A 24484-nucleotide genomic window follows, 5' to 3' on the forward strand; every position below is an offset into this window, starting at 1 on the left:
TAAAAAAAACCCCGCAAAGCGGGGTTTTTTATTAAAGGAGTAAACTTAAGCCTGTGGCTGAGTTACAACTTCTTTGTAGCCTTTAACTTCGATCTCTACGCGACGATCTGGTGCCAAGCACTCAATCAGAGCAGCACGTGGTTTCACGTTGTCACAGGTATTACCTGTAACTGGGTTTGCTTGACCTTCACCGCGAGCGGTGATTTTGTCAGCAGGGATACCTTTAGAAACCAGGTAGTCACGCACGCTGTCAGCACGACGCTGAGACAGAGCTAAGTTAGGAGCTGGTTGACCGATACGGTCAGCGAAGCCCAGAACAACTACAGAACCGTCTTTAGGATCGATAGAGCTCAGCTGTGAATACAGTTGGTCCAGAGCTTGCTGGCCTTCTGGTTTCAAAGTTGACTTGTTGAAAGCGAACAGCACGTCAGATTTCAGAGTGAAACGCTTAGTGTCAACAACTGGAGCTGGAGCTGGAGCAGGAGCTACTGGAGCTACTACATCATCTTGACCGAAACGGTAAGAAACACCTACGCTCAGCATGCCGTTGTCTGGACGAGCACCAACGGTAGCTTTATCACCGATGTTGCTAACCCATTGGTATTCCATACGGGTTGCCCAGTTTTTGGTCCATGCGTATTCAGCACCCAGAGCTACCAGTGGAGAAACACCGGTGTCATGGTTGCTAGCACGAGTATCAGTTGGAGCATTGTAAGCGCTAGAATCTGCACGCCATACCATACCACCCAGACGGGTATACAGATCCAGGTCCTGAGCAATTGGGTAGCTCAGTTTAGCAGCCAGTTGAACGCCCTGTGCTTTAAAGTCGCCGTTATTCACGTCGCCTTTGTAAGGCATACGGCCAAGCCAGTCGTATCCCATTTCAAAGCCCAGGTATTGGTTTGCTTGGTAACCCAAGAATGCACCAGCGCCCAGTTGGTTTTTATGGGTAGGACCGTCGTTGCCAACGTCGCCATAGATACCGCCAGTGCCAGTATCTTGATACTGGGACCAACCCAGTTTACCACCGGTGTACCAGGTGTTATCTTTCGGTGCGGCTTGCGCTACTGTAGCGAAACCTGCCAGTGCCACTGCTAATGCGATAGCTGTCTTTTTCATTTTACGCCTCGTTATCATCCAAATAGGCAATGAGCTTTAAAAGCCAAGCCCTTGGTTAAAATTCTTCGTCAAGGTATTCGCGCTCCCGTTAATCACGCTGCCAGTATAATTTGGCGTTTTAGAGCAACCTTGGCGATGTAAAGTCTACAACGTGGCGAGAAAGTTACAAGTGTGATGTGATAAACCGCCTGAAAAAAAACCGAAATTGTGCATGATCTTTAACGATTTAGCGGGAAAATGCAGCTTTTCTTATACGTTATTTTCTGCTGCAAGCCGCATTCTGACTCGCTTTATGCTGGTTACACAGGACTAAGCGCTAGATATTGTAAAAATTCATGGGATAAATCCTAAATTTACTTAATGATACAAAGAAGAATGAATTTTTAACGTTGCGCACTGTCCTTGAGGCGATTTTGTGTCATCCACAGGATGCATAACAAACCCGTAAGTATTCCCTAACTTTGCTGCTAAGCGTAATCGGCTACGATCGTTTTCTGACAATTCAGGTAGCCAACCAAGAACAACACTATAATTCCCGGTCAACAGGGCTTTTTCCATAGCATCAACTGTTGATAATGGATTGATCTGCCTTACCTGCACAATTTTACTGATTGGTAAACCTGATTGCTGTATCCATGAACGGCTTAATTTCTGCTGTGGTGTTAACCATAACAACCAGCGAGATTGTTTGCCAAGTTGCTGTAAAAGTGGAAGCAATAACTGTGTTACAGCAGGCTGGTTTTCACTGTACATAAGTTCACTGATAAGACCGCTATCTGTTGGGGCATCAACTCTTTCCTGTGTATCACGGGTATTCAGAGAATGATAATTAGCATGATAAGGTTTTAGTGATTGGGTACGCATTATGAACCTCGCCTGTAGTGTGCTGTATGTATATACAGTAGTCACTGTTTGTTCGAAGATCAACTAAATTTTTACAAGACGCTTCGCATTATTGTGATGCAGATGGGCGTCAAACACATTTTTTGTTTGGCTCAGTTATCTATATTGCGTATTTTCTAATTAGTTGTTCCTCTTACACTTATTACAACTGAATAGGGACGTTTGATCGGATTTTTGCTAAAGGAGTAGTCATGAAAAACGTATCAGAAAGGATGATAGTACGGGCTCAGTCTCATTTTGATTTTTTGGGTCAAATCACAGTTCGCTCACAATTTGGCGGTTATGGACTGTTGGCTAACGGCATTATGTTTGCTGTGGTTTCTGAGGGAGAGTTGTATCTACGGGGTAATGATCAGGTTGAAAATTTATTCCGCACCAGAGAAATGACCAACCTTATTTATGCTAAACGCGGGCTTCCGGTTTTGCTGCGCTACTATTGGGTGGACACTCTACTATGGAGTGATGACCTCGCACTGCGCCATTTTGCTAAGTTGGCTTATCAAGGGGCTAAAGCTGAGGTTTTAAGTAAGAAAGGCCCCGCGGTTCGCTTAAAAGATTTACCAAATCTTAGTGCCAGTCTAGAGCGATTATTATGGAAAGTGGGCATCAAGAGTGCAGCAGAGTTGCGCATCGAGGGTGCCAAGTGCTGCTATCTTAAATTGCGAGCATTAAGACGGTCGCTCGGAGTGAATATTTTGTTATCCCTTGCTGGCGCGATCAGTGGTCACCACTATGCAGCATTGCCTCTAATGATGCGAAGTGAGCTTATTGAATGGTTTGAAATACACATTCGTTCGCCCAAAATTGCACAATATGAAACTGTATAGCAGTGGGCCACTAATAGAACGTGGCCCGAGCATTAATTAGCTCGCTTGACTGATGCGTTTATTCAGCTCGCTAAGTTCAGGTAACAATTCAAGCAATAAGCCAATTTGTTGTAAAACCAACTGGTCTATACTTTCCGGCTCAGGATTACAGTCCTGCAGCCTGGTAGATAAGCCGGTTAGCACTCGTGCCATTTGGCTACTGTCGGGTTGTTCTTGCTCAAGTGAGCCCTCGATATAACAAATCGCGTCATTGAGTAAACTCAGGGTGGCGGTATTACTCAGTTTTTCACGATGAGCGCCCAGCGCAGAGATATAACTCAACATCGTGTGGTTTAGGCAGAGTAAACGGAATGCCGCTTCCTGAGTTTCTTTATTGCTGTTGGGCTCAGCTGACATATTTGAAATCACTGACGCCAGTTCAGCATCGCAATTATGCGCGTCGCGGCGTGCAACGCGGTAGGACAGGCTATTATCCTTACCTTGATGATATTGCACTAAAATAGCATCAAGGTAACGGCAGTTGGCATTCAGTGTTTTATTCACCACGGCGGGAAGATGACGGAATTTCCAGTCAGGCCAGATAAAACTCACCGCAACCCAGGCAATGGCACAGCCGAGCAAGGTGTCAAATACTCGCGGAATGGCAACCTCAAATCCTTCACCTAATAGGTTAAAACATAATAAAACCAACAGGGTAATGAACATTGTTGCATGAGCATACTGAACATTGCGGAAAGCAAAAAACAGCACGCCGCTAATGACGATTAAGATCAGTTGCCCTTCAATGGAAGGGACAAAATACAGGATAGGTAGCCCGATAAGTATCCCTGCGAGGGTACCGATAATACGCCGTGTAAGGCGGCTGCGCGTCGCGTTGTAGTTGGGTTGGCAGACAAAAAGGCTGGTTAATAGAATCCAATAGCCGTGGCGCATACCAGTAAGCTGAATGAAAGCATAACCCACGCAAAGTACCACTGACATGCGGATAGCATGGCGAAATAGTGCAGATTGCGGTGTCAGATGGCGGCTGATACGCAGCTTAATGTCGCTCCATCCGGTGAGGCGATCATCAGATAGACGGTTTTCAGGCTGTGAGCCTTCGGCTAATACCTGTTCAGATTCAATACCAGCCAGTTGTGCATCAATGGCACGTAAGTTTTTAAGCAAAAGTGACAGCGCTTTCACTTGTGGCACATTCTCATTTTGAGCCATTTCTCTGGCGAGTGCGGCATCTAAATAGGTAAATGCGCGCTCGAAACGTGGGTCATGTTGATACTTTTGCCGCATTAAAATGGATTGCGAGAGTTGCATACAGGCTCTGGCTTGCATGCTAAGTAGGCGCTGAAAGCGGAACAAAACATCACTGTAGCGGAATTTCTCTCGAAGCAACTGATACTGAACATGTGATGAACTGGCGCGTTCATGGATATCTTGTGCCACGAAATAATAATGAAGCGTTCGTCGAGTCTCGCGCTGCCCGCGGTCACCTTTCAGCCGTGAAACCAGTGAAATTCTGGCCTGATTCAATGTCGTCAGTAATATGCCGTTAGCCATCGCCACATCAATAAGCGGCTGGTCAACATCAGATTCAATATCTGGGTCAAATAGATTGGCTTTTGCTTCCAAATAGTGAGAAAGCTGCTGATAACAACGGGCCAGATTATCCTGCAAGGGGCGAATAGGGAAAATCAGGTGGCCACACAGGGTCAGAACGTTGTACCAAACGGCACCGATTATCAGTAACAGTGGTTGCTGGTACCAAATATGGTACATCGAGGTGCCCAGCATGGTGTAGATGGCGATAAGTAATGCGCCAAAAGCGATGGTGGCATAACGCTGGCCTAAGGCTCCGAGCAGAATAAAGCCGCAAGTTGATAAGGTCAGCCCAAGGGCAAAAAACCATGGATAAGGAAATAACAGTTCAATAGAGGCTGATGCGATAAAAAAACAAATCAGCGTAATAAATAAGTTACGTAACCGCCCAGCCAGGCGGTCATCAAGATCAGTAAGTGCTGCGGCAACGACACCGAGAGTTAAGGGGATTGTCAGCTTGGGTTGATCAATCCACCATGGAACCGCCGTTACTCCTGCTAATGCGATAAAAATACGGACATGGTAAAGCAGGTTGCTGTTGTAGACGTAACGACGTAAACCAGTGACGAAAGTGAGCACAAAAAACCTCTAAAAACAGAAAAGTCAGCGTTGCTGATACTGGCGTTGGGCGTTGGCTATTCTTGCTTGTTGTGCCATTTCGACAGAAACGACACGTCGGCCCACTGGCCATAATGCGATAGCGGCAATTTTAAAATTGGCGATCCCAACCGGAATACCAATTATGGTTATACATTGCACAATGCCGGTCGCAATATGCGATAAACACAACCACCAGCCAAACAAAACAAACCAGACTATATTCAGTAAAGAACCGCCTGCGGATAACAGAGGATTACTTTTTTCTGGGTATAATTCATTGACATGGATCGCCTCATTACCATAAGGCAGAAATGATAACTTAGTAATCTCCCAGCAAGAGCGAGTTAGTGGTAAGGTGAAAATCAGGATAACACTGACCACGGTTGCGAGTAGCCAGCCTAATGTTGTGAAGAAACCACCTAAAACAAAGTTCAAAATATTCAGTACAGTACGCATAATAGTTAGTCAGCCTCGCTGAATAAAAAACCGCAATGCGGATGAGTAAAAACAGGTGCTATCTATTCTATACGGATAGCGCCAGTTAGTTTCCTTAAACAACTATCGGATACCTGTTGTTTAAACTCAATTATTTTATTTACACTCCCTTATGTTACTTCAATTCACTTAATACGAGTTATGGCGCGCAGATATGGAACTTAAAGCGACATCCTTTGGCAAGCATCTGGCTCAGCACCCCTATAACCGGGTTCGTTTGCTCAATGCGGGCATCGAAGTATGCGGTGATAAACATCAATACCTGATTCCTTTTAACCAGTTGGTTAACATTCAATGTAAGCGCGGTATTGTCTGGGGCGAAATGGAATTTGAATTGCCAAATCAACAAGTTGTGCGCTTGCATGGCACTGAATGGCAGGAAACTCAGCGCTTTTATCATCACTTACTGGGTATCTGGCAGCAATGGAGTGAGGAGATGAGCCTGGTTTGTGTTGAGGTTTTGCAGAAACAAGTCGAATCAATTAAGCGAATTGAGCAGCAGGATAAATGGTTTAAACGTAGCGAATTAGGTCAAGTGCAGGCTGCCATTGGTGAGGCTTTTGCATCACTGCCAATGCCGGTTCAGCGCCTGCCCGAGTTTGCATCGTGCCGCGCCGATTATGAGCTCTGTCTGCGCTGGCTACAGCAGGGCAGCCGCAGTGTTGATCATCGTAATCAGCAGTGGACTAACCGCATGTTGGAAGAGCATCAAGACTTCTTCCAGAGTGTCGAAACTTCTCCGTTGAATGAATCGCAATGCCGTGCGGTGGTCAATGGTGAAGATTCGGTATTGGTGTTGGCGGGTGCCGGGAGCGGCAAAACGTCAGTGTTGGTTGCGCGTGCAGGTTGGCTATTACGTCGCAATGAAGCCTTACCGGAGCAAATCTTATTGCTGGCTTTTGGTCGTCAAGCGGCGGATGAAATGAATAGCCGCATTAAGCAACGGCTGGCGGTGGACGATATTCAGGCCAAAACCTTCCACGCCCTTGCACTGCAGATAATCCAGCAAGGTAGCCGCAAAACGCCAGTGATCAGTAAGCTTGAGTCTGATAGCAAGGCCAGAAGGTCATTATTGATTCAGAATTGGCAGCAACAATGCAGTGAGAAAAAAGCCCAAGCCAAAGGGTGGCGCGAATGGCTTACTGACGAGCTGGAGTGGGACGTCGCCGAAGGCGAGTTTTGGCAGGATAAACGGCTGGCGGCACGGCTGGGAGGGCGACTGGAACGTTGGTTAGGATTAATGCGGATGCATGGTGGCAGCCAAGCTGAAATGATAGAGCAGGCTGATGAAGAAGTGCGTGATCTCTTCCAAAAACGTATACGGCTAATGGCACCACTACTCAAAGCATGGAAGACTGCACTGAAAGAAGAGGGCGCGGTCGATTTTTCCGGGCTTATCCATCAAGCCGTTAACTTGTTGGATAAAGGGCGTTTTGTCAGCCCGTGGAAACATATATTGGTCGATGAGTTTCAAGATATCTCGCCACAACGCGCAATGTTGCTGACTGCCTTGCGTAAGCAAAATAAGCAAACTTGTCTATTTGCTGTTGGTGATGATTGGCAGGCTATTTATCGATTCAGTGGTGCAGAGCTTTCTCTCACCACCGCTTTTAAGCAGAATTTTGGTGAAGGGGCGGAATGCGCCTTGGATACCACTTATCGTTTCAATGACCGTATTGGTGAGATTGCTAACCGGTTTATTCAGCAGAATCCATACCAACTGAAAAAACCACTAAATAGCTTGAGTAAAGGCAATAAAAAGTCAGTGGTTATCTTGCCAAGTGAGCAGCTTGAAACACTGCTGGATAAATGCAGTGGCTTTGTTAAGGATGATGAACGTATCCTTGTTTTGGCGCGTTATCATCATCTGCGACCAGAGATTTTACAAAAAGCAGCAACCCGTTGGCCAAAGTTAACGATTGATTTTATGACTATTCACGCCAGTAAAGGGCAACAGGCAGACTACGTCATCATTGTTGGTCTGCATGATGGGAATGACGGTTTCCCAGCCGTCGCGCGCGAATCTATTCTGGAGGATGTGCTGCTACCCGCTCCAGAGGATTTCCCTGACGCGGAAGAACGGCGTTTACTTTATGTCGCGATGACCAGAGCAAAACATCAAGTTTGGTTACTGCAAGACACTGCTAACCCTTCAGTCTTTATCAGCCAACTCAGTGAGTTAGGTGTGCCAACTCAGCGCAAGCCCTAATTAAGGTTTACGAAGGGATTCTCGATAGATTAAGCCCGGTGATTTTAACGCACCGGGCTTAATGCTTATTTAAGGCGTTGTTTTAGATAGCGCTCATAATCGGGGATCGCGATGGTCACTTCACCGCTAAATAACGCCGACCCAATTAAGAAATCTGCGGTAGATCGGTTAGTGGCAACCGGAATATTCCACACGGTAGCCAGGCGCAGTAGGGCTTTGACATCAGGATCATGAGGGACGGCATTGAGCGGATCCCAGAAGAAAATCAAAATATCAATTTTCTTCTCAGATATCAGCGCCCCCACTTCTTGATCTCCACCCATTGGGCCACTGAGCAAACAGTGAACATCAATACCTGTTGCGTTCTGCACCAGGTTCCCTGTGGTGCCGGTGGCATAAAGTTCGTGCTGCGATAAAAGATCCCGGTTTTCCATCACCCACTCGAGCAGTGATTTCTTACAGTGGTCGTGAGAAACAAGAGCAATATGCTTACGTGCCGCAATAGTGCGGGTAGTGAGTTCCATCAAAATATCCTTCAATAAGTGCCGACGGTTTGCTGACAGATTACTGAAATGGCGATTTTGTGCATAGTGGTAACGCAAAGAAATGCGAGGAAACAAGCATAACCTGATGTTTAAAAACGGCCTTAGCGCTGTTGGGCTATTTAGTCGGCGGTTTTTTTGCCCATAACAGGAAACGTTGCTGGGTTTCTTTGTCCGCTTGCAGGAACCAATATTGCAGCATCTGCTCGGCGACATTCTCACCTTGCAAGTTGGTGGCTTTCTGTGCGGCATTGGTGCCCGCCACGGCAATGGTAGTACCCGGTACCGCACTTACTGGCGACGGAGGAATAGTGGCAAAAGAGGGGACTGAAGCACTAAATTGCCCGACATTATAAGTTGCCATGGCCGTTTCAAGTGTGGCAGCAGTATTGAGGTTGTCCTGATGCAATACGTCATGACGTACAGACAATGGGCGACCATTATCTCCAATAAGTTGATATAGCGGGTTTTTAGAGAACTTATAGCCATCTCGCTCGGTATCAATCGTCGGTAATTTTATAGCAACTGAACGAATGTTGCGGGTGTTAAATACCACGACTAACGGCGGAGAGGTGTACAAAACTTTCGGGTCGGCCGGAAGCGCTTTAGCGACTTTGAACAGGATTTGGTGCTGCCCACTATTTAATTCCAAGCTATCAGCTCCCTTCAGCAAGGAACCCGACATATTTTTTCCATCGACCACCAACAGGTCAATTTCCGGTGCAAGTTTTAAGGTCGTGGCTATAGCTGAAGCACTACAGCAAACGGCCAAAATCCCTGCGACCACCAGACCAAATTTCATGTGCTACTCCTGAAGGCGATATCTGCTTATTTTGTCAGACCAGCTAGATTATGTGTCAAACTCTTTCCGGTTGCCCATATTTATTTACGTTTTGAAATATTCAGTATAAATACGGCATTTTATCCTGATGAATTCTAAAGATAAAACAGCTAATCTAACAGTTAATACTTCTCTAACTATTAAACCAAATCAATTAGTCTGCATTTATCATCGTTTTTCATCATGATGTACACTTAAGGCGTCGCCCCTATTTGTAAATCCATTCGGATGCAAATGGATTGGAACATTCTTTTAGCGCATCAGAGGAACTGAAAAATGCACGATAAAGAGATTGCTGACATTCTCCAGCAGGTAAAAACAATTGCATTGGTTGGCGCGAGTGATAAGCCTTCACGTCCAAGTTACGGTGTCATGGCTTACCTGTTACAGCAGGGATATCAGGTGATACCTGTCAGCCCTAAACTGGCTGGAACGTCATTGCTAGGTCAGCAGGTATATGCTGAGTTAGCTGACATACCTCATCCGATTGATATGGTGGATGTATTCCGTAACGCTGAGGCTGCGTATGGTGTCGCACAGGATGCTATTGCTATCGGCGCTAAGGTTCTGTGGCTGCAAATTGGGGTTATTAATGAATTGGCGGCAACTTTGGCGGCAGATGCTGGGCTGAAGGTGGTTATGGACCGCTGCCCGAAAATTGAAATCCCGCGATTGGGATTAGAAAAAGAGTGATCTTTTCGCTACCTATGGGATGAATTTTTGACGATAAAAAACCCGGCCAAATGAGCCGGGTTTTATTGATTAGTCTCAAGACTTAGTTGCGCAGACGCGGAGCCTGTAACTGATGGCGAATGGACGCCGCCAGTTCATCTAATGAAGGTTGCTCCGGATGAGCATCCATATCTTCATAAGTCAGCTGTGCTTCAGCCAGATAGGTGTGTACCGGTTGCCCCTCATCATCCTCAATGACCACATGATACCAAGGTGATGAACGCAAAATGTCATTGTTTGCAACTTCATCAGGTGCTGGTGGCTCAAGAGAATATTCAGGATCGATATCAATCACCACACCCAAGTAGCCATGTAGGCTATGGCGAACCTGCTGCCCAATACCGAATTTGCTGGCGATCATGATAACCTCCTGAGAAACTTACTCTGCCTTCTATATGAGGGCAGTGCAGGGCATTTCAAGTCACATTACCCGACACGCAAATCCTTTCAGGTACAAACCTTCCGGATATGCCGCGATAACAGGGTGATCCGCTGCCTGACGGAACTGTTCTATAAATTGTATATCATGACCTGCATCTAACGCAGCATCAGCCAAAATTTTCTGGAATAAATCTGTTGGCATTAAACCTGAGCAGGAGAAACTTAACAAGATCCCGCCTGGGCGCAATAGCTGTATGGCTAACATATTGATATCTTTATAACCGCGACAAGCACTGGCGAGCTGGCTTTTGTTTTCTACAAATTTCGGTGGGTCCATGATAATCATGTCGAACTTTTCCCCTTGCGCGCGGTAGTTGCGCAGCAATTGGAATACATCATCACGAATAAATTCAGCTTTACTCAAATCCAATTGGTTGAGTTCAACGTTCTGTTTGGCGATATCCAGCACTGATTGTGACGTATCGACACTGATAACCTGTTGGCAATTCCCCATTAACGCGGCAACAGCGAAAGCCCCGGTATAAGAGAAACAGTTCAGAACACGGCGGCCATCGGCGTAATTACGCGCCGCGAGGCGGCTATCGCGCTGATCTAAATAAAAGCCTGTCTTATGACCTTGCTGAATATCAACCAGCAATTGCATGCCATTTTCAGTAATTGGCAACAGTGCCGGAGGCATCTCACCATAGACCGTACCTTGGGTCAGCGGTAAGCCTTCTTTTTTACGCACTGAAACATCGGAGCGGTCATAAATAGAGCATTCTGGGTAGCACTTTTGCAAGGCACTGACCAGCGCCGCTCGCTGATATTCGGCACCCGCTGACAGCAGTTGCAATACCAGGAAGTTTTGGAAGCGATCAATGGTGATGCCGGGCAAGCCGTCAGATTCGCCCGCAATCAGGCGATAGCCATTCAAGCCATCTCGTTGTGCCAACCAATCCCGCCAGCTTTGTGCTTGCTGTAGACGGCGAACAAAGAATTCGCTATCGATAACTTCATCTTGTTGGAATGTCCAGACTCGTGCCAGAATTTGAGATTCTGGTGAGTAGGCGGCGCGGGCCAGCCATTTTCCCTGACTATCAAGAATATCGATGGTTTCCCCGGAAATAGCATTGCCTTCAATGCGTTGAACAGCCCCAGAGAAAATCCATGGATGGCGACGAAGTAAGGATTTTTCACGTCCTTTGGCAAGAATCAAGCGTACGGTCATAATTAGGTTGCTGCCAGCTAGGTAAAAAAGAGCGGTATTGTCGGAGTATGAGCCGTAAAATGCAAATTATCACGGAGATAAGGAGTCGATATGCCTCAAGTATGCACTGCGGCCTATGTTTATGGTGTCGTCCAAGGTGTCGGTTTTCGCTATAGCACGCAACGCCAGGCGCAAGAACTGGGGGTGACGGGGTATGCCAGGAATTGTGATGATGGCAGTGTGGAAGTGGTTGCTTGTGGTGAGCAGCAAGCTGTGGCGCAGCTAATGGAGTGGATCAAGCAGGGAGGGCCACGCGGAGCGCGAGTTGAGCGCTTGCTGACCGAGCCGTATCCTCCCACACAGTTTGAGACTTTTAAAATTCGTTATTAACCAAGGTATGCACCGGAAAAAGCGTTACTCGCGGCTCCGCGTTAAATACACTTCACCGGCTTTGGCAATCCCGCAATTTTGGTCGCCTGTTTTGCTGGCCCTTTGGGGAATAAGCGGTACAGATAGCGGCTATTGCCTTTTTCTTCACCATATTTCTGCGCCATCGCCTTTACCAGCATACGAATCGCGGGTGAGGTATTGAACTCTTGATAAAAAGCGCGCACAAAACGCACCACTTCCCAGTGAGGTTCGGTGAGCGTAATACCTTCCTGCTCGGCAAGTATGCTAGCCAAAGCTTCGCTCCAGTCTGCACTGTTTTTTAGATACCCTTGTGCGTCGGTTTCAATTGTCCGACCTTCAAACTCCAACATACAACCTCAGATTCAATTAATGAAACGGTGGCTAATTTAGCAAATCTTTGCCGATAACCCAATGAAGTCCGTATTTTTACGCTGTAAGATTCCATTGATGCAGAACAAGGTCAGGGAGCTGTACACTGAACCATCAGCCAGTATCGCGGATGACGATTAATTCAGCATTTAACAATTGAATGATGACTTTTTGGGCGGTTGAACGCGAACAAGCTTTACAAGCAGCGGCGCTCTGTTTATAGTTCGGCTCGTTGCGGAGGGGTGGCCGAGTGGCTGAAGGCAACGGTCTTGAAAACCGTCGACGGGAAACCGTTCGAGAGTTCGAATCTCTCCTCCTCCGCCATCTTAGAATCCCAATCCCTTGAAAAGGTTGGGATTTTTTGTTTGTGACTTTTTCTGGTATGCCATCGGGTATGCCATGTCCCATTCGCTGTGATTAGACTAAATTGATTGAGATTAGGATAGATACAGTCTGCGATGAAGATAAGTATCCACAATTCGGCCCGATAGAAATCGGGTCAATCGGTTCTGAGAGTATCGAATTTAGATGCTGCTAAATTTTTGTCGAAAGCATCTGTGGATAGTGTTTCGCCACGATATCATTCATCTTATCAATCAACTCAGGCTTCCTAAATGTCAGATGCGCTGAGCCCTTCATGAAATATTTTATCGAAAAGTAATCGTCTTCATAAACTTTCGCTATATGCGGATTGGCACTGATATGCGCATAAAGCCGAGTTGTCACATCGCCACGGTTGTCAGGAATAGGTTTACTATCCAGCAGATAAAGCATTCGTTCCAAATCCGCCAACTGGTCTCGCCGGTAACTGTGGTTCAGGGTAAAGCCCCATTGGTTGCAACTGACCAGATTGCTGATGATCAGCTTTTTACCAAATCGGCATGGGCTATTGGTTTTATAGTGCCAAGATAACCCTTTGAATAAATTGATGACCCCGCGTTCAAATACCTCGTCTTTCTGCTGGTGGAGTTGCTCAAAGGTACTGAGTATGTTGGCTTCGCTGACGGCAGGAATATTATCTCCCTCAAGGTTTCTGTACCACTGGTCACGGGCTTGGGCATCCATCAAACTGAGCATGCCCGATTTTTTCATCAAATCTCGCCATATACCGCGATCAAGATTGCGGATAATGGCTTTCATCGCCGTTTCTGATTTCTCCATGAACCAGCAGCCAGTACGGAAGTCTTGCCGCATGGCCCAATCCTTTGCAATTCCACCGCCAATGCTGTTGGTGATGGCTGAAATATCCTCAAGCTGCTGGATTAGCATCTCAATCTGCACTAGCGCGGTGTTACGCACGGTGATGATACGTTCAATACTGGTGGAGCAAATCACATCGGTGTGGCCGGTTAGAACCTGTGGCTCATCGATAACTGTGCTGAGTGAAGTAGACATCGTAGGAACTCCATAAAAGCAAAACACCAACTATTGTTGTTGGCGTCGAGGAAGAGGGATGTTTCAGGTGCCAGTGTCTGCCGTTCAAGACAGTTCCTGATACACCGCGATATAGACATAACCGTGACTGCCCAGAGTATCGGCGTCACAGACAAATTCGCCATGCCGAACCGTAATGCCTTGCTGACGGCGTGGATCCAGCGCCCCGGACAGCAGCTGAGATTCTAGTTTGGTTATCAGTGCGGGAAACGCTGCATCAAGAGCCTGAGTGGCTTCAAGGGAAAAGGTGCCGAGAATATTGGCTCTGTCACTCAGAAAGTGCAGGTGTGTTCCCTCCTGTACCAGCCTAGCTCCCAAACGTGGCGTAATGTCACGTTTCAGACCCCATGTTGGGGAAGTAGTCATGTGGTTATTCATGTTAACGGTCTCTATGGAATAGGATTGAGGGACTCGGTTGGGTACAGCAACGTTGGCGGAAAATGCGCACGCCACTGACCCGCAGCCTGGCGAGCCCGCACGATATCGCCCTTGCTCAACATCGGGTCTTGCGCCAGTGCGCTGAACCCATTACGACCAATTCGCACTAAGGCATATTTCTCAACCAGTGTGTTTATGGTGTCGCCGACTGAAATCTCTTGTTCTATCTGCTGTGCAATCACCTGTTCATCGTGATAGGGCGTATCGTTGAGGCTCAGGCCGTAGTGGTGCTCCAGCAGAAAAGCGAGCAGTTGTTGATAAATAACAGGCACGGGCAATGCACCCGCTGTTGTGGGGTTTGGTTTCATGGGGATGTTCTCAATGTGGATAATTTGGGATTAAGTCAGGAAGATGCTAAGGGTTACCAAATCGTTTGGTTGAATGGAACATCACCTTATATCAATCGATTAATGCAAAAATGGCATGACTTTCTGGATGATGCAGCGCGTAAGCACGCAACCGATAGAAGTGTTCGGTCATAAGCTCATTTTCAGAACGGCAGGCATGGTGACTGTAAGCCATCAGGCAGGCGATGATTCCGGCTGCTTCACGACTGACGGTGGCTCCGTTGCCATTGAGTGCGTTAAACAATGCGTAGTCTTGCTCCGTACCTGGCACCATAAATGCGCCGCCGTCGCTGAGCGTATAGTAGTCCCAGAAGTCGCCGCGATAGTCGTCACACAATCGGTCCAGCCAACCAAACACCTGTGGTTCAATCAAAATCCATTGCGGTATCCCACCAAAATGGTCTGGCCAGAAGTGAATGCGCTGAGAGTCGGTAACCGGCGTGGCGGTTAGTGTATCCATCTGAGTTGTCGTTGGGATATTCATGAGTAATGTCCTTCTTTAATAAAGATAAATAGCAAAACAGCCCTCCGGGAATACCGGGGAACCTGTTTATTTAATGGGTTAAGAATTTGATTCAATATTTAAAGTCGTGAGTGAAGATAGGACGCGGGGAGAGGCAGGACCTCTTAGATTAAAAACCCGTTATCGTCGGGATAACGGGCGGTGGTTTTCCCTGAATATTGGCATAACGCCTGTCCCTGACTGCTGTTTTGAATACATTTTGCTGACAGGTAACCCTATCAATTTTATCGATGGGTAAAGAGAAAAGATAATGGGTTGTGCAGATCAATAACGCGAAACCGATCGTTGAAATCGATCGTCACTGGAGGTGTGAAACAACATCAGAGCACAGCCTGCTTAAGCTGTTCAGCCATGACCCACAGTGCACGATTGAGTTTGATGTCACCATCGATACCACTGATAGCACGGGTTCTGGCACGTTTTCCTCCAGTGCTCTTACCTGATATCCCGCCTTTGGTCAGATTCTCCTGCACACGCTGAAATGTTGTCCAGAGGTCATCTTTCTTATCTTCCCAACGACGAGGCATCAGGATTTGGGACTCCGTGACGGGATGGTGCTCCTCACCGTAACGGTAGGTCAGTGCAGCATGGGCCAATGCATGTTGGTGCTCCGCTGATAGCGTCAATGACTGCATGCTTTCACGACTTTCTTCTATCTGGTCAAATATCCCCAACACTTCATAGGCCCCTTCAATCACCTTTTCCACCACATCCCCTTTATGCGGTACACGAATTTCGCCAAAACTCTGACCACAAACCAGTCCGTTGCTACAAATTTCACGGAACATACCCGGCAGCATTTGATAGCTGCTGGAGCCATCATGGCTGTTGAGCAGAACAATCTCCTGCACTTCTCTCTGCGTGATTTGCCCTGTTCGGCGTAACCGCACCATATGCTTGGTATGCTCACGTTTACCCAGGTCTCGTACTCGAGTCTGGCAGGCAAAGAACGGCACAAATCCTTCTTCGCGCAATTTATCCAACAAGGTAATAGTGGGAATATAGGTATACCGCGCACTGCGGGAGGCATGTTTGTCTTCGCCAAATACACTGGGGACATAGTAGGCCAGTTCATCATGGGTCAGGGGGCGGTCGCGGCGAACAGAGTTCACCCGGCCAAAGCGGGAGGCTAAACGGGTCATGATTCATTCCTTAACAAAAAGTGGGCATAAAAAAGCCACCCCGAAGGATGGCCCTGATTGAGTGGCAAGATTGTTTACGGTGTCACGGGGGGCAAAACCGGTTGGGCAATGTGTTCCTTATCAGGCAATGCTGCGGGCTCTTCAGCACGGCTTCTTTCATCCCGATAAAGCTGCAGTTTCACCAGAAGCGGTGTCTTACGCGACTGCAGGTAGCTCAAACACCATTCCCGCTTTACCACCATTCTTACTGGTGCAGGTAAAAGCTCATAGGCTTTGCTGAAGACAGATTCAACAAAAATATCGTCGTTTAATTTATCTTCAGCAATATTCAACAGCCCATTGATAACGATATTTTCAAGCAACGGTTTATATTTTGATAAGCGAGAAACCGACGGTTCAACAGGGCTGCCCAGTTCAGGCTCTTCAACGGTTTCAATTGGTATATCGACAGGAGACGCCTTTCGGGCAAAGCTTAATTTATCTTTCAGCCTGCCGAATTTCCCTTTGGTATTTTCAGGCATATGACTATTATCCTCCAGGCCAGCAGGTCGGGTGTTCAGGCCAATATGGCGAGTTTTTTGACAATCCGGATTAGGTGTAACGTCGTGAGCGCTGCCCCCATACTTTTGATTGTTATAGAGTCGCTGCGCATTAAAGTGATCCCTGTAACGACCAACACAACAGGCCAGGTAACATCCGGCATTTCAGGTTTGCAGGTGTCTTTCGGCATAAAGAGTTCCTTTCTATATACTGCTCTGCGGATTGAGGCATTGTTTCCAGGAGATCCCCTTTAACAGTTCAGATAAGCCATGACTGGAAAAACTCCCGTATTCATGACCCATTTGTAATACAACGATTTTACTGCTGGGTGGAAGGTGGCTGAGTGATTCAAAGAATATCTGGTCCGGGCTAAATTCATCTGCTCCGACCTTCAGACTCAGCGGTGACATAGGACCTGAAGACGTCCAGTGACCTTCTGTTCCGTATCGGACTGCAAAATCACCATTTTCACCACAGGCTAATTCAAGTTGTGTACCGGATTCATTTTCTGTCGTGAATATTATTGAGCTTTCATTGCGGGCCATTTTCCAGGCACTACTTTGTGTCGATGTGATGGAAGGCTGATTATTAGTGGGATCCTCAATGTCCACGGCATCAAAACTATCGCCACCTTTAAAACGAATTAAAGTCGTACCGCGATAGGTCAGCTTGGCAGGCCATTGCACTCGCCAGCCAGTACCTGCTTCCGCATAATCAATTTCATAAGATCTGATACCCTCGCGATCCATACCTTTCCCTGTAACCACTTCAATCACTGAGCCACATTGAGGAGGAGATTGCTTATATTTGTTGATGATTGCGCAGCCATTGGCTTTCAGGTCGGCAACGACTTTGCTCACAATTGCCGGATCAGTTTCCTTTGGTGCCGGTTCGGGAAGAGCTTGTGGTTTTGGCGGATGTACTGGAACGAAATTAACAGAATCATCCCGCACAGTGGGATCGTCGTTCTGCAGAGTCAGATAGACAGGGCAATCATTGTCACCCACACGGCAAGACTTGGCTATTGCACTGCGCAACGGCCACCCGTTGAAGCCAATGTATTCGGCACCCACTTCATCCTTGCACCAGGTTCTTTCCATTGTGATATGACGGCTAGCGTGTGGGACCGTGACAGTGGACATCAGGCAAGTCACAGCTTTTACAGGTTGATCGTCGTCACGTACCGTCGATTTCTGGATACTCTCAGGGACAAAAGATGCAATTCCGACCGAGTCATATCCTTCTTTCTGCAAATTACTCATGTTCAGGGCATCATGCATATTACCAGGACGAACCTTGCCAATAGCGCTGACCATCTTATTATTTAAACGCTTTAAATTGTCACCGCCTTTATCATTGAGAAAAAAGGTATAGCGTTCAGGATGAATTTCTCCATAGACATCCAGCGCTGAAGATACGGCGGGAATAAGCAACGTTACGCTGCTGAGTGATAACATAATGAATCTACGCATGAGATATCCTTTCAATTAATTAATGGCTGGTGCAATCCTGCCAGGTGATGTCCTGCAGAGCCTCTTTCAGGCCCTGAGCACTGAAGGGGGCTGATTCCCCACTCTGACGCGAGGAGAAAGTGATATTGTCTTTTGCACTGCTGTATTTGAGTGCGGAAAAGGCTGAACTGTTTAGGCTGTATGCCTTCTTGCCTATTAGCAATTGGACATCATTAAGGCCTTCGCTATTGACACGGTAATGTCCTTTCGTATCTTCATAAGTCACTGCCAATTGACTATCACTGCAACGCAGCGTCAGGGTTTCTCCTGCTTTATTGTTCGTGTTCAACGCAAACTCCATGGCATCGATATTGCCGTACCATTTCCCCCACTGCTGCTCCCCGACGACGGCCTGTGTTGTTGCGCTAAAGAGCATCATCCCTGCCAGTAGCAGCCCTGCGCGTATAGTTTTAGTCATTGAGTCTCCTTAAACCCCGTTAATAGGGACATGTTGTCGATAGGCTCGATGGCCTAATGTAATGAAAATCAGAGTATTCTTTTGATATAGACAGAGAATGCTTCTGTGCAATCGTATTCATTTTTCGGGAGATGGGATAATCGTTAGTACAGATCAATAAGCTGAAACCGATCGTTACAACCTATCGATATTAACGATCGATTTATTTTTATTGATTGTTAATATCTATTAATTGGGGTGTTTCGATCGGTGTGGCAGATCAATAGTTTCAGAATGATGATGTGAAATATCTAAGAGGAATACTTTCAACTTAGTGATATAGGTCTGAAAATTAATGGGATAGGTTAAAAGAAGAAAATATATCCAGAGCAGAGAAGTGCATTGAAGAAACTGAATAAAAAAGTAATAGATACATGATCCTAACCGCGAATAGTGGGCGCGCGACTAAGTAGGGAGTATTAGAAATTCTATGTCATTCTGCTAAAGTATTTAAAAAAAGGAATGACACATGACTCAACCTTTCGATTTTGAAAAAGCTCTAAAAGCCTTGCAATCAGGTCAAGCGTTGACCGGTAAAGATGACATCTTAACTTCGTTAATCAAACAGTTAACTGAAGCTGCATTAGCGGCGACGCTGGACTCTCATCTGGCCAGTGATACTGACGTTAATCGTAGGAACGACGCTGGCAAAAAAACCATCCAAACGCCGACTGGCAGCTTTGAACTCGCTACACCTCGCGACCACAACAGCACTTTCGAACCGCAATTAGTGAAAAAACACCAGACCACGCTCTTCGATGAGATTGAACAGAAAATCATTCGGATGTCCGCGCTGGGGATGAGCTAAACCGATATCAGCCGCGAAATTGAGGACTTATATGTTTCAGCGTCTCCAGCGCGGTGACGGATAAGCGCACTTGGTAAGGTTAATGTTCAATTAGAGGCTCAGCCGGATGGCTATGTGCGTAAACTGGAAGAATATGGTATCTGGAAGGTTCAGCGTTTAACGCTGGCTAATCTGCTACAGCTAAAGTTCGCCATGTCCATCACTAGTGAAGCGAGACTGCTTGGCCAGTTGCAGACTGATTTGCATTTCCCGCTGGTAATGGGTCAACATTTTCAGACACACAGGGACGATATTGATTCCAATAAACAAGTATCTTCTTCAGGAATCTTACGTTGCGAGGTAACAGGAGAGGGAGATGCTCATAACCTTTCCCTGAGTTTAGCGGGCAATATCTGTTAGTTGAATGTACTAAAACACAGAAAAATCAGCCAGATAGCAGTAGCAAAGAAGCCTGGCCGAAAGATATAAACGTATTTGTCCCGGTTGCCCATCAGATAAATGATAAGCCTGAAAGTCAGGTGAAGCTGGAGAATGTTAGCGTAATATGTTGATGAGCAAGCAGGTTCATCGCTTTGATGGGTGAACCTATATTTCGTCTACAGCGTCTGGATGGATGAAGGGTATGTTGCCACTCAGTGCAGCGTCTGATAACAAGTCCGTACAAAAATCATCGCGAACACAGAACGAAAATTTCAGTTTCTGAGTCATTTAAGATAGCTGAAAAGAAAGTTGCCCACGAGCAGTAAACGCTATACCGAAGAGTTCAAAACAGACGCTTGATATTGCGAGAGCTAAAAAGTTGATTAACCCATAAGAAAGTACAAATAACAATACAGGATAGACATCCATTGCCAAATTGGTACAATTTACCATAAATATCTAAAACTATCGTTTTGTCTGTTCCTGCAGTCGATTTGATGGGGAAAATATGAAACAAGTTAAATTCAGATTGAATAATCACGAATATAATTTAGTAACTAGTGTGATTGATGAATTTGATTAGGGGTGTAGTGATTATGAAAAAATTATTTTATTGAGTTATTGTAATTATTTATCAAGGATGAAAAGTGAAAAGAATTTATCTTATCTGTTGTTTTTTAACTCTAGCATTAACTGCTTGCACATCTAATTCTATTCAGCCGGACAAGCCCAAGGATATAACTTCTGAAATGCAAAATAGAATGGGAATTATGTACGCTAAAGGATTAGGTGTTACGCAGAATTATCATAAAGCCTTTGAATTTTATATGAAAGCAGCTATTCAAAATGATCCTCAAGCTCAAAATAATGTGGCTTTTTGTTATGTTTCAGGACAAGGAGTTGAAAAAGATTATTCAAAAGCTATGGCGTGGTATTTAAAGGCTGCAAAGCAAAATCACGGTGAAGCTCAAAATAATGTTGGCGTGATGTATGAAAAAGCAAAAGGTGTACCACAAGACTATACTAAAGCGATGGAATGGTATCTAAAAGCGGCCAGTAATGGTAATGCCAATGCTAAAAAAAATATTGGTAACCTTTATTATTACGGCAAAGGAGTGCCGCAAGATTACACTAAAGCTATTAAGTGGTATCAAAGCATTAATTCAAATGATGTTTACTTACAAGAGTAATATATATCCCACCTCCTCTGGCAGAGGCCGATGGGGGAGGGGTAATATATCCCACGGTATTAATTATATTATTTTTTCTCTCTCAATAAGAGAAGTGAATGTAATATGGTTACCATTAAAAATTTTGAATTTATGCAAAGCCGAGGCTGTAATAAAAATGTGTAATTACCAGTTTTTGATATGTTTCTTTCAATAACAGTGATAGGTAAGTTATGAGCAAAAGAAACTTAAATCTCTTGCAACTGAATTGGCTAAGGCCTTAAAACCGAAGCCGAACTAAATGCATTTTCTCGCATACTGACGAAGCTTACCGTTGAAACGGCACTTGATGCAGAGCTGACAGACCTCCTCAGGTGCGAGAAAAATATCCCAAAATCAGGATCGAGTACCCGCAACAGCTATTCATCTAAAACGCTGCTGTGCGATACCCTTTCTCTCCTATCTGAACGTGAAATTGCGGGCCAGTTCGACCTGTTTGAGTAACAATTTTACATTGCGAGTGTCCAGAGCAATATTGAAGTTGTGCGTCGGGAAATAGGAGTTGCTGCCATTTCCCCAGACTGCCTGAAGATAAGGTTCTCCATCAACGTCAATAAAGGAGTAGTGCCCTTCATCAGAGCCAGTGAATATTTTAGCTATATTCAATTGTGGCTGCCGCTCACTACTGGCTTTCCTGGACCAATGGATGAAATCGTTAAGTAGATTTATTTTTGTGTCAAATTCAGCCGGATTCTGAATAGCGAACACAGAAAAATACCCACCATAATACAACTGAAAAAAGGTTTGCTCGCTACCGTCCAGACGTCTGAGGTGGTTTTCATTTAGTGATGATGGCGCCGTCGTCAATTTCACTTTTCCCTCATCATTGTTTACCTGATAATAGGTAATTTCAGTGTTGAAGGTTTCTTCTTTGGCAATCCAATCCGTTGGCGCAACGCACCCGTATAATGCTGCACTAATCAGAAAAATGACGGCTACTTTCAATAGGGTTTTCACGAAATATCCTTTGTCGCTAAATCACGGATTGTATATGACTACCTCAGCGGAAACGAGGTAAAACGACATCCCTTCAAACTGACCGCCACATTACGGCTAATCAAAGAAGCAAAACTGCAGATGATACGAAACAACGACAGGTCAAGTATCCCACTTCAGTCCTTTTTTGGATAAATACCGCCAGCTTTCTTAATAGATTCAGCCAAGGCGGCGATTGATGGTTCATATGCCATACGACTGCTGGGATGTATAATGCCGCACCACTCAACAGGGTATGCGGGCGGTAGTTCAGGCACTTCATCCCAAAGCCTGCTGCCAAGTACCAGAATAACATTCGGCTCCAGTTGCTTCACAACTTCAAGGAATGGAACGTATGCCGCTTTCCACATTTCCGGTGTAGGTGCTATTCGAGCTCCTTCGCCTACAAACTCCTGTATGTAGTTGTAAAAAGCAACATGCTTCCAAATCTCTATCCGCTCTTCTTCTGTAGGGTAATCAATATGGCCCCTGAGTAAATTAGTCAGCTTGCTAAAGAATGCCTGACCAGCTTTTAGAGCATGTTTTTTAACCACTTGTTGCGTGAAATCGCAGGCTGAATCTGAGCCGTCTCCGTAATGTGATTCTCCCAGCACCATTACGCGTATTCCGTAACAGCTGTCATAGTACTTATCCCCAACAAACGGAGGAAAATTAATGCCTTTCATAGATTATCCTTATCATATCTGATCATTTTGCGTTTTCTATAATATACATATCATGCAATCGCTACTCAGGTATATGTCCGTTCTTCGCTCATAGCGAACCTTATGACCTTGCTTTTTGTCTGCTCTGTGCCAACAGCAGATGCTAGAAAATCCATAACGCTCCATTAAATGATAGGAAATTATATAGGCGCGGTTCCATTTAACAGCGATGAGAGCCACCAATACTTCTCACATATCATTCCTAGTTAGTTTACTGCTATAGTCATCAATCCATTGAATTAAATGGCTATAATTAATTTCATCACACAAACACGACTCCAAAGTCCATCGCCTCGTCGAAACTGTCAAAAGAGCCCTTTCTGTGAAGTGTTCGTACACGCCAGAAGTAAAACGATCGCATATCTTGGACTGCCACATCTGGTAGTTCCCGATAGACTTTACCTTTAGAAACAAGAGCTGTACCGCAGTTTCCATCAAACTGCATTGGGCGAACTGGTCCCCAACCCGCATTCCAGTAATAAAGGTGGGCGACAACCTCATTACCTGATTTCACCTCCAATTGCCCGTTACGAGGAACGATCTCGATCAGTTCATGGCCAGGCATAGTGGGCAATAAAAGTCGTCCCGGGTACAGATCATGTTGCAGGTAGCCCAAACGGGCCATACCGATCGGCATGGCCATAGGTAAGGCTCTACTCCTATTGTCCACGACAGAGTAAAGGGTGGGCGACATCAAGACAGTCGTCGTACTCAGTGGCTCCGGAGCATAACCGTGAAGCATTTGTCCGCTACTCCAAAAGTCTTTTAGGTGCTCGGCCAAGTTATCATCCTCGATGCAGCCATCTGTTATCTGCTCCCAGCGGACGACCGATACTTCTACACAGCGCTCAGTTGAAATTACGATGGGCGACGTGAAGGCTATCAGCTCGTCTCCGGGACTTTCGATTGAGGCTTGTCCAATTAGACTGCGTACAGCTGCACCTATTGCCTCGTGGCCACCATCGAAATCAGTTACGCAGGGAAACCAAGACGGACGTCGAGGTCTGAGCAACGCAAGCGTTGGGTGTACAGGCAATGCCAGCAGAGTCATTTTTTCCGCCAATTCTAAAGGCATGCTCCAGAGCTCTTCAGCAACCGACAATGTGCGGAGATAGGCGGAGATCATCCGTATGGCAGCCCTGGAAGAGATCTGACCGATGAACCCGTCGCCAAGTGGCCTCACAAAATGCCAGTGGTCCCCCTGAAAAGGAGCATCTGGATAGACATTGCTGTTTACTGACCACTCGAACGCCATCTGACGGACGAATGGGAAGCCGCTATCACGCTCAAGGTTAACCATAGTAGTGTGAAAAATCCGTGGAAGATCTGTTCCTTGAACACCGTTAAAATCCTGTGGAATAGCGAAGCTCTCAGTCACCTCTTCCAGACCGGTTATAGGGGTCTCAGTCTGTAGACCAAGGCTTTCCAGCAATAGATCAGAGAGGATGGACGGTCTAGGAATGTTTTGCGCCAATTTCTGGCTCGCCTTGTAACGATGCATCTGCACCGCTATCCAGAAGACGCAAAGTGCCTCCACCACTTCGGCCTCAAGCTTACGCGAGCTCAGAAACCTAAGTAACGCAGCCTCCGTTGTAGCTTTCGATGCTGATTCACCCAACCGGGCGGCAAGTTCCTGCATGGTCCACCATCTTGTAGCGGTTGATGGCCAGCCGAGTCTGGCGATTAGAATACTTAGGTCGTCC

The 24484-nt window shown here is 46.0% G+C and carries 27 protein-coding genes, 1 tRNA gene and 2 pseudogenes; 9 read left to right on the forward strand and 21 right to left on the reverse strand.

The features are described from left to right. Window positions 1–45: 45 nt before the first annotated feature. Together ompA and sulA are read right to left on the reverse strand one after the other, a co-directional pair. Window positions 46–1119, reverse strand: a complete 1074-nt coding sequence (gene ompA, locus N0H69_RS11415) for a porin OmpA (protein WP_050106338.1) — start codon at window positions 1117–1119, stop codon at window positions 46–48. Between the two features lie 357 nt (window positions 1120–1476). Beyond that, a complete protein-coding gene (gene sulA, locus N0H69_RS11420; protein WP_050121021.1) occupies window positions 1477–1983 on the reverse strand; it encodes an SOS-induced cell division inhibitor SulA in 507 nt (168 codons plus the stop codon). 230 nt (window positions 1984–2213) lie between these two features. Between sulA and N0H69_RS11425 the strand changes: the two genes are divergently transcribed. Then, on the forward strand, window positions 2214–2849 hold the full coding sequence (locus N0H69_RS11425) for a TfoX/Sxy family DNA transformation protein (RefSeq protein WP_050151067.1): 636 nt from the start codon (window positions 2214–2216) through the stop codon (window positions 2847–2849). 36 nt (window positions 2850–2885) lie between these two features. On the opposite strand, the gene yccS is transcribed toward N0H69_RS11425, so the two are convergent. Together yccS and N0H69_RS11435 are read right to left on the reverse strand one after the other, a co-directional pair. Further along, window positions 2886–5021 carry a YccS family putative transporter gene (yccS, locus tag N0H69_RS11430; RefSeq protein ID WP_050106341.1) on the reverse strand — a complete coding sequence of 712 codons (2136 nt, stop codon included), beginning with the start codon at window positions 5019–5021 and terminating at the stop codon, window positions 2886–2888. A gap of 24 nt (window positions 5022–5045) precedes the next feature. Then, complete coding sequence (locus N0H69_RS11435; protein ID WP_050106342.1) at window positions 5046–5498, reverse strand: YccF domain-containing protein; 453 nt, start codon at window positions 5496–5498, stop codon at window positions 5046–5048. A 193-nt stretch (window positions 5499–5691) separates the two neighbouring features. On the opposite strand from N0H69_RS11435, the gene helD reads away from it, so the two are divergent. Next, entirely contained in the window at window positions 5692–7746 is a 2055-nt protein-coding gene (helD, locus tag N0H69_RS11440; RefSeq protein ID WP_050151068.1) for a DNA helicase IV, read from the forward strand. Between the two features lie 65 nt (window positions 7747–7811). On the opposite strand, the gene N0H69_RS11445 is transcribed toward helD, so the two are convergent. Both N0H69_RS11445 and N0H69_RS11450 read right to left on the reverse strand, forming a co-directional pair. Beyond that, window positions 7812–8270 carry a methylglyoxal synthase gene (locus N0H69_RS11445; protein WP_050106344.1) on the reverse strand — a complete coding sequence of 153 codons (459 nt, stop codon included), beginning with the start codon at window positions 8268–8270 and terminating at the stop codon, window positions 7812–7814. Between the two features lie 136 nt (window positions 8271–8406). Beyond that, complete coding sequence (locus N0H69_RS11450) at window positions 8407–9090, reverse strand: DUF2057 family protein (RefSeq protein WP_050106345.1); 684 nt, start codon at window positions 9088–9090, stop codon at window positions 8407–8409. 315 nt (window positions 9091–9405) lie between these two features. Between N0H69_RS11450 and N0H69_RS11455 the strand changes: the two genes are divergently transcribed. Continuing rightward, window positions 9406–9822: a CoA-binding protein gene (locus tag N0H69_RS11455; RefSeq protein ID WP_050151069.1), complete on the forward strand. Its 417-nt coding sequence runs from the start codon at window positions 9406–9408 to the stop codon at window positions 9820–9822. 82 nt (window positions 9823–9904) lie between these two features. Here the strand turns inward: N0H69_RS11455 and hspQ are convergent, their stop codons facing one another. Further along, complete coding sequence (gene hspQ, locus N0H69_RS11460; protein WP_050106347.1) at window positions 9905–10222, reverse strand: heat shock protein HspQ; 318 nt, start codon at window positions 10220–10222, stop codon at window positions 9905–9907. Window positions 10223–10282: 60 nt separating this feature from the next. Further along, window positions 10283–11473 (reverse strand): 23S rRNA (cytosine(1962)-C(5))-methyltransferase RlmI, encoded by a 1191-nt coding sequence (gene rlmI, locus N0H69_RS11465; RefSeq protein ID WP_050136598.1) that lies wholly within the window; start codon window positions 11471–11473, stop codon window positions 10283–10285. Between the two features lie 90 nt (window positions 11474–11563). On the opposite strand from rlmI, the gene yccX reads away from it, so the two are divergent. After that, window positions 11564–11842: an acylphosphatase gene (yccX, locus tag N0H69_RS11470; RefSeq protein WP_050106349.1), complete on the forward strand. Its 279-nt coding sequence runs from the start codon at window positions 11564–11566 to the stop codon at window positions 11840–11842. Window positions 11843–11883: 41 nt separating this feature from the next. On the opposite strand, the gene tusE is transcribed toward yccX, so the two are convergent. After that, on the reverse strand, window positions 11884–12213 hold the full coding sequence (gene tusE, locus N0H69_RS11475; RefSeq protein WP_050136604.1) for a sulfurtransferase TusE: 330 nt from the start codon (window positions 12211–12213) through the stop codon (window positions 11884–11886). Between the two features lie 255 nt (window positions 12214–12468). Between tusE and N0H69_RS11480 the strand changes: the two genes are divergently transcribed. Next, window positions 12469–12556 (forward strand) — tRNA-Ser (locus tag N0H69_RS11480). A 210-nt stretch (window positions 12557–12766) separates the two neighbouring features. Here the strand turns inward: N0H69_RS11480 and N0H69_RS11485 are convergent. The 9 genes from N0H69_RS11485 to N0H69_RS11525 all read right to left on the reverse strand — a co-directional run bounded on the left by N0H69_RS11485 (window position 12767) and on the right by N0H69_RS11525 (window position 18585). Continuing rightward, window positions 12767–13627 (reverse strand): DUF4942 domain-containing protein, encoded by an 861-nt coding sequence (locus tag N0H69_RS11485; RefSeq protein WP_050161064.1) that lies wholly within the window; start codon window positions 13625–13627, stop codon window positions 12767–12769. Between the two features lie 84 nt (window positions 13628–13711). Further along, on the reverse strand, window positions 13712–14044 hold the full coding sequence (locus N0H69_RS11490; protein ID WP_050161063.1) for a type IV toxin-antitoxin system YeeU family antitoxin: 333 nt from the start codon (window positions 14042–14044) through the stop codon (window positions 13712–13714). A gap of 11 nt (window positions 14045–14055) precedes the next feature. After that, window positions 14056–14412: a TA system toxin CbtA family protein gene (locus tag N0H69_RS11495; protein ID WP_050079017.1), complete on the reverse strand. Its 357-nt coding sequence runs from the start codon at window positions 14410–14412 to the stop codon at window positions 14056–14058. Between the two features lie 91 nt (window positions 14413–14503). After that, complete coding sequence (locus N0H69_RS11500) at window positions 14504–14935, reverse strand: antirestriction protein (RefSeq protein ID WP_050917065.1); 432 nt, start codon at window positions 14933–14935, stop codon at window positions 14504–14506. A 359-nt stretch (window positions 14936–15294) separates the two neighbouring features. Beyond that, window positions 15295–16116: a DUF932 domain-containing protein gene (locus tag N0H69_RS11505; RefSeq protein ID WP_050079019.1), complete on the reverse strand. Its 822-nt coding sequence runs from the start codon at window positions 16114–16116 to the stop codon at window positions 15295–15297. A gap of 74 nt (window positions 16117–16190) precedes the next feature. Continuing rightward, window positions 16191–16637, reverse strand: a complete 447-nt coding sequence (locus N0H69_RS11510) for a hypothetical protein (protein WP_050917066.1) — start codon at window positions 16635–16637, stop codon at window positions 16191–16193. Window positions 16638–16672: 35 nt separating this feature from the next. Beyond that, entirely contained in the window at window positions 16673–16846 is a 174-nt protein-coding gene (locus N0H69_RS11515) for a hypothetical protein (RefSeq protein ID WP_019081230.1), read from the reverse strand. 13 nt (window positions 16847–16859) lie between these two features. After that, complete coding sequence (locus N0H69_RS11520; RefSeq protein ID WP_050917067.1) at window positions 16860–18128, reverse strand: hypothetical protein; 1269 nt, start codon at window positions 18126–18128, stop codon at window positions 16860–16862. Window positions 18129–18147: 19 nt separating this feature from the next. After that, window positions 18148–18585, reverse strand: coding sequence for a hypothetical protein (locus N0H69_RS11525; protein WP_050078141.1), 438 nt, complete (start codon window positions 18583–18585; stop codon window positions 18148–18150). Between the two features lie 508 nt (window positions 18586–19093). Here N0H69_RS11525 and N0H69_RS11530 point away from each other — a divergent pair. From N0H69_RS11530 to N0H69_RS11545, 4 genes and pseudogenes are all read left to right on the forward strand, one after another. Further along, window positions 19094–19429, forward strand: a pseudogene (locus N0H69_RS11530) (transposase); the annotation flags it as partial. A gap of 117 nt (window positions 19430–19546) precedes the next feature. Further along, a complete protein-coding gene (locus tag N0H69_RS11535; protein WP_050078140.1) occupies window positions 19547–19831 on the forward strand; it encodes a hypothetical protein in 285 nt (94 codons plus the stop codon). A gap of 668 nt (window positions 19832–20499) precedes the next feature. Beyond that, a complete protein-coding gene (locus N0H69_RS11540) occupies window positions 20500–21042 on the forward strand; it encodes a tetratricopeptide repeat protein (RefSeq protein ID WP_151419893.1) in 543 nt (180 codons plus the stop codon). Between the two features lie 247 nt (window positions 21043–21289). After that, window positions 21290–21468: pseudogene (locus N0H69_RS11545) on the forward strand (IS256 family transposase); the annotation flags it as partial. A gap of 12 nt (window positions 21469–21480) precedes the next feature. Here the strand turns inward: N0H69_RS11545 and N0H69_RS11550 are convergent. The 3 genes from N0H69_RS11550 to N0H69_RS11560 all read right to left on the reverse strand — a co-directional run bounded on the left by N0H69_RS11550 (window position 21481) and on the right by N0H69_RS11560 (window position 24420). Beyond that, on the reverse strand, window positions 21481–22038 hold the full coding sequence (locus tag N0H69_RS11550) for a hypothetical protein (protein ID WP_050078138.1): 558 nt from the start codon (window positions 22036–22038) through the stop codon (window positions 21481–21483). Between the two features lie 155 nt (window positions 22039–22193). Further along, window positions 22194–22742, reverse strand: a complete 549-nt coding sequence (locus N0H69_RS11555; protein ID WP_050078137.1) for a hypothetical protein — start codon at window positions 22740–22742, stop codon at window positions 22194–22196. Window positions 22743–23043: 301 nt separating this feature from the next. After that, on the reverse strand, window positions 23044–24420 hold the full coding sequence (locus tag N0H69_RS11560) for a multidrug DMT transporter permease (protein WP_229705469.1): 1377 nt from the start codon (window positions 24418–24420) through the stop codon (window positions 23044–23046). Window positions 24421–24484 lie beyond the last annotated feature (64 nt).

Source organism: Yersinia alsatica (genome assembly GCF_025133195.1).
GTDB lineage: Bacteria > Pseudomonadota > Gammaproteobacteria > Enterobacterales > Enterobacteriaceae > Yersinia > Yersinia alsatica.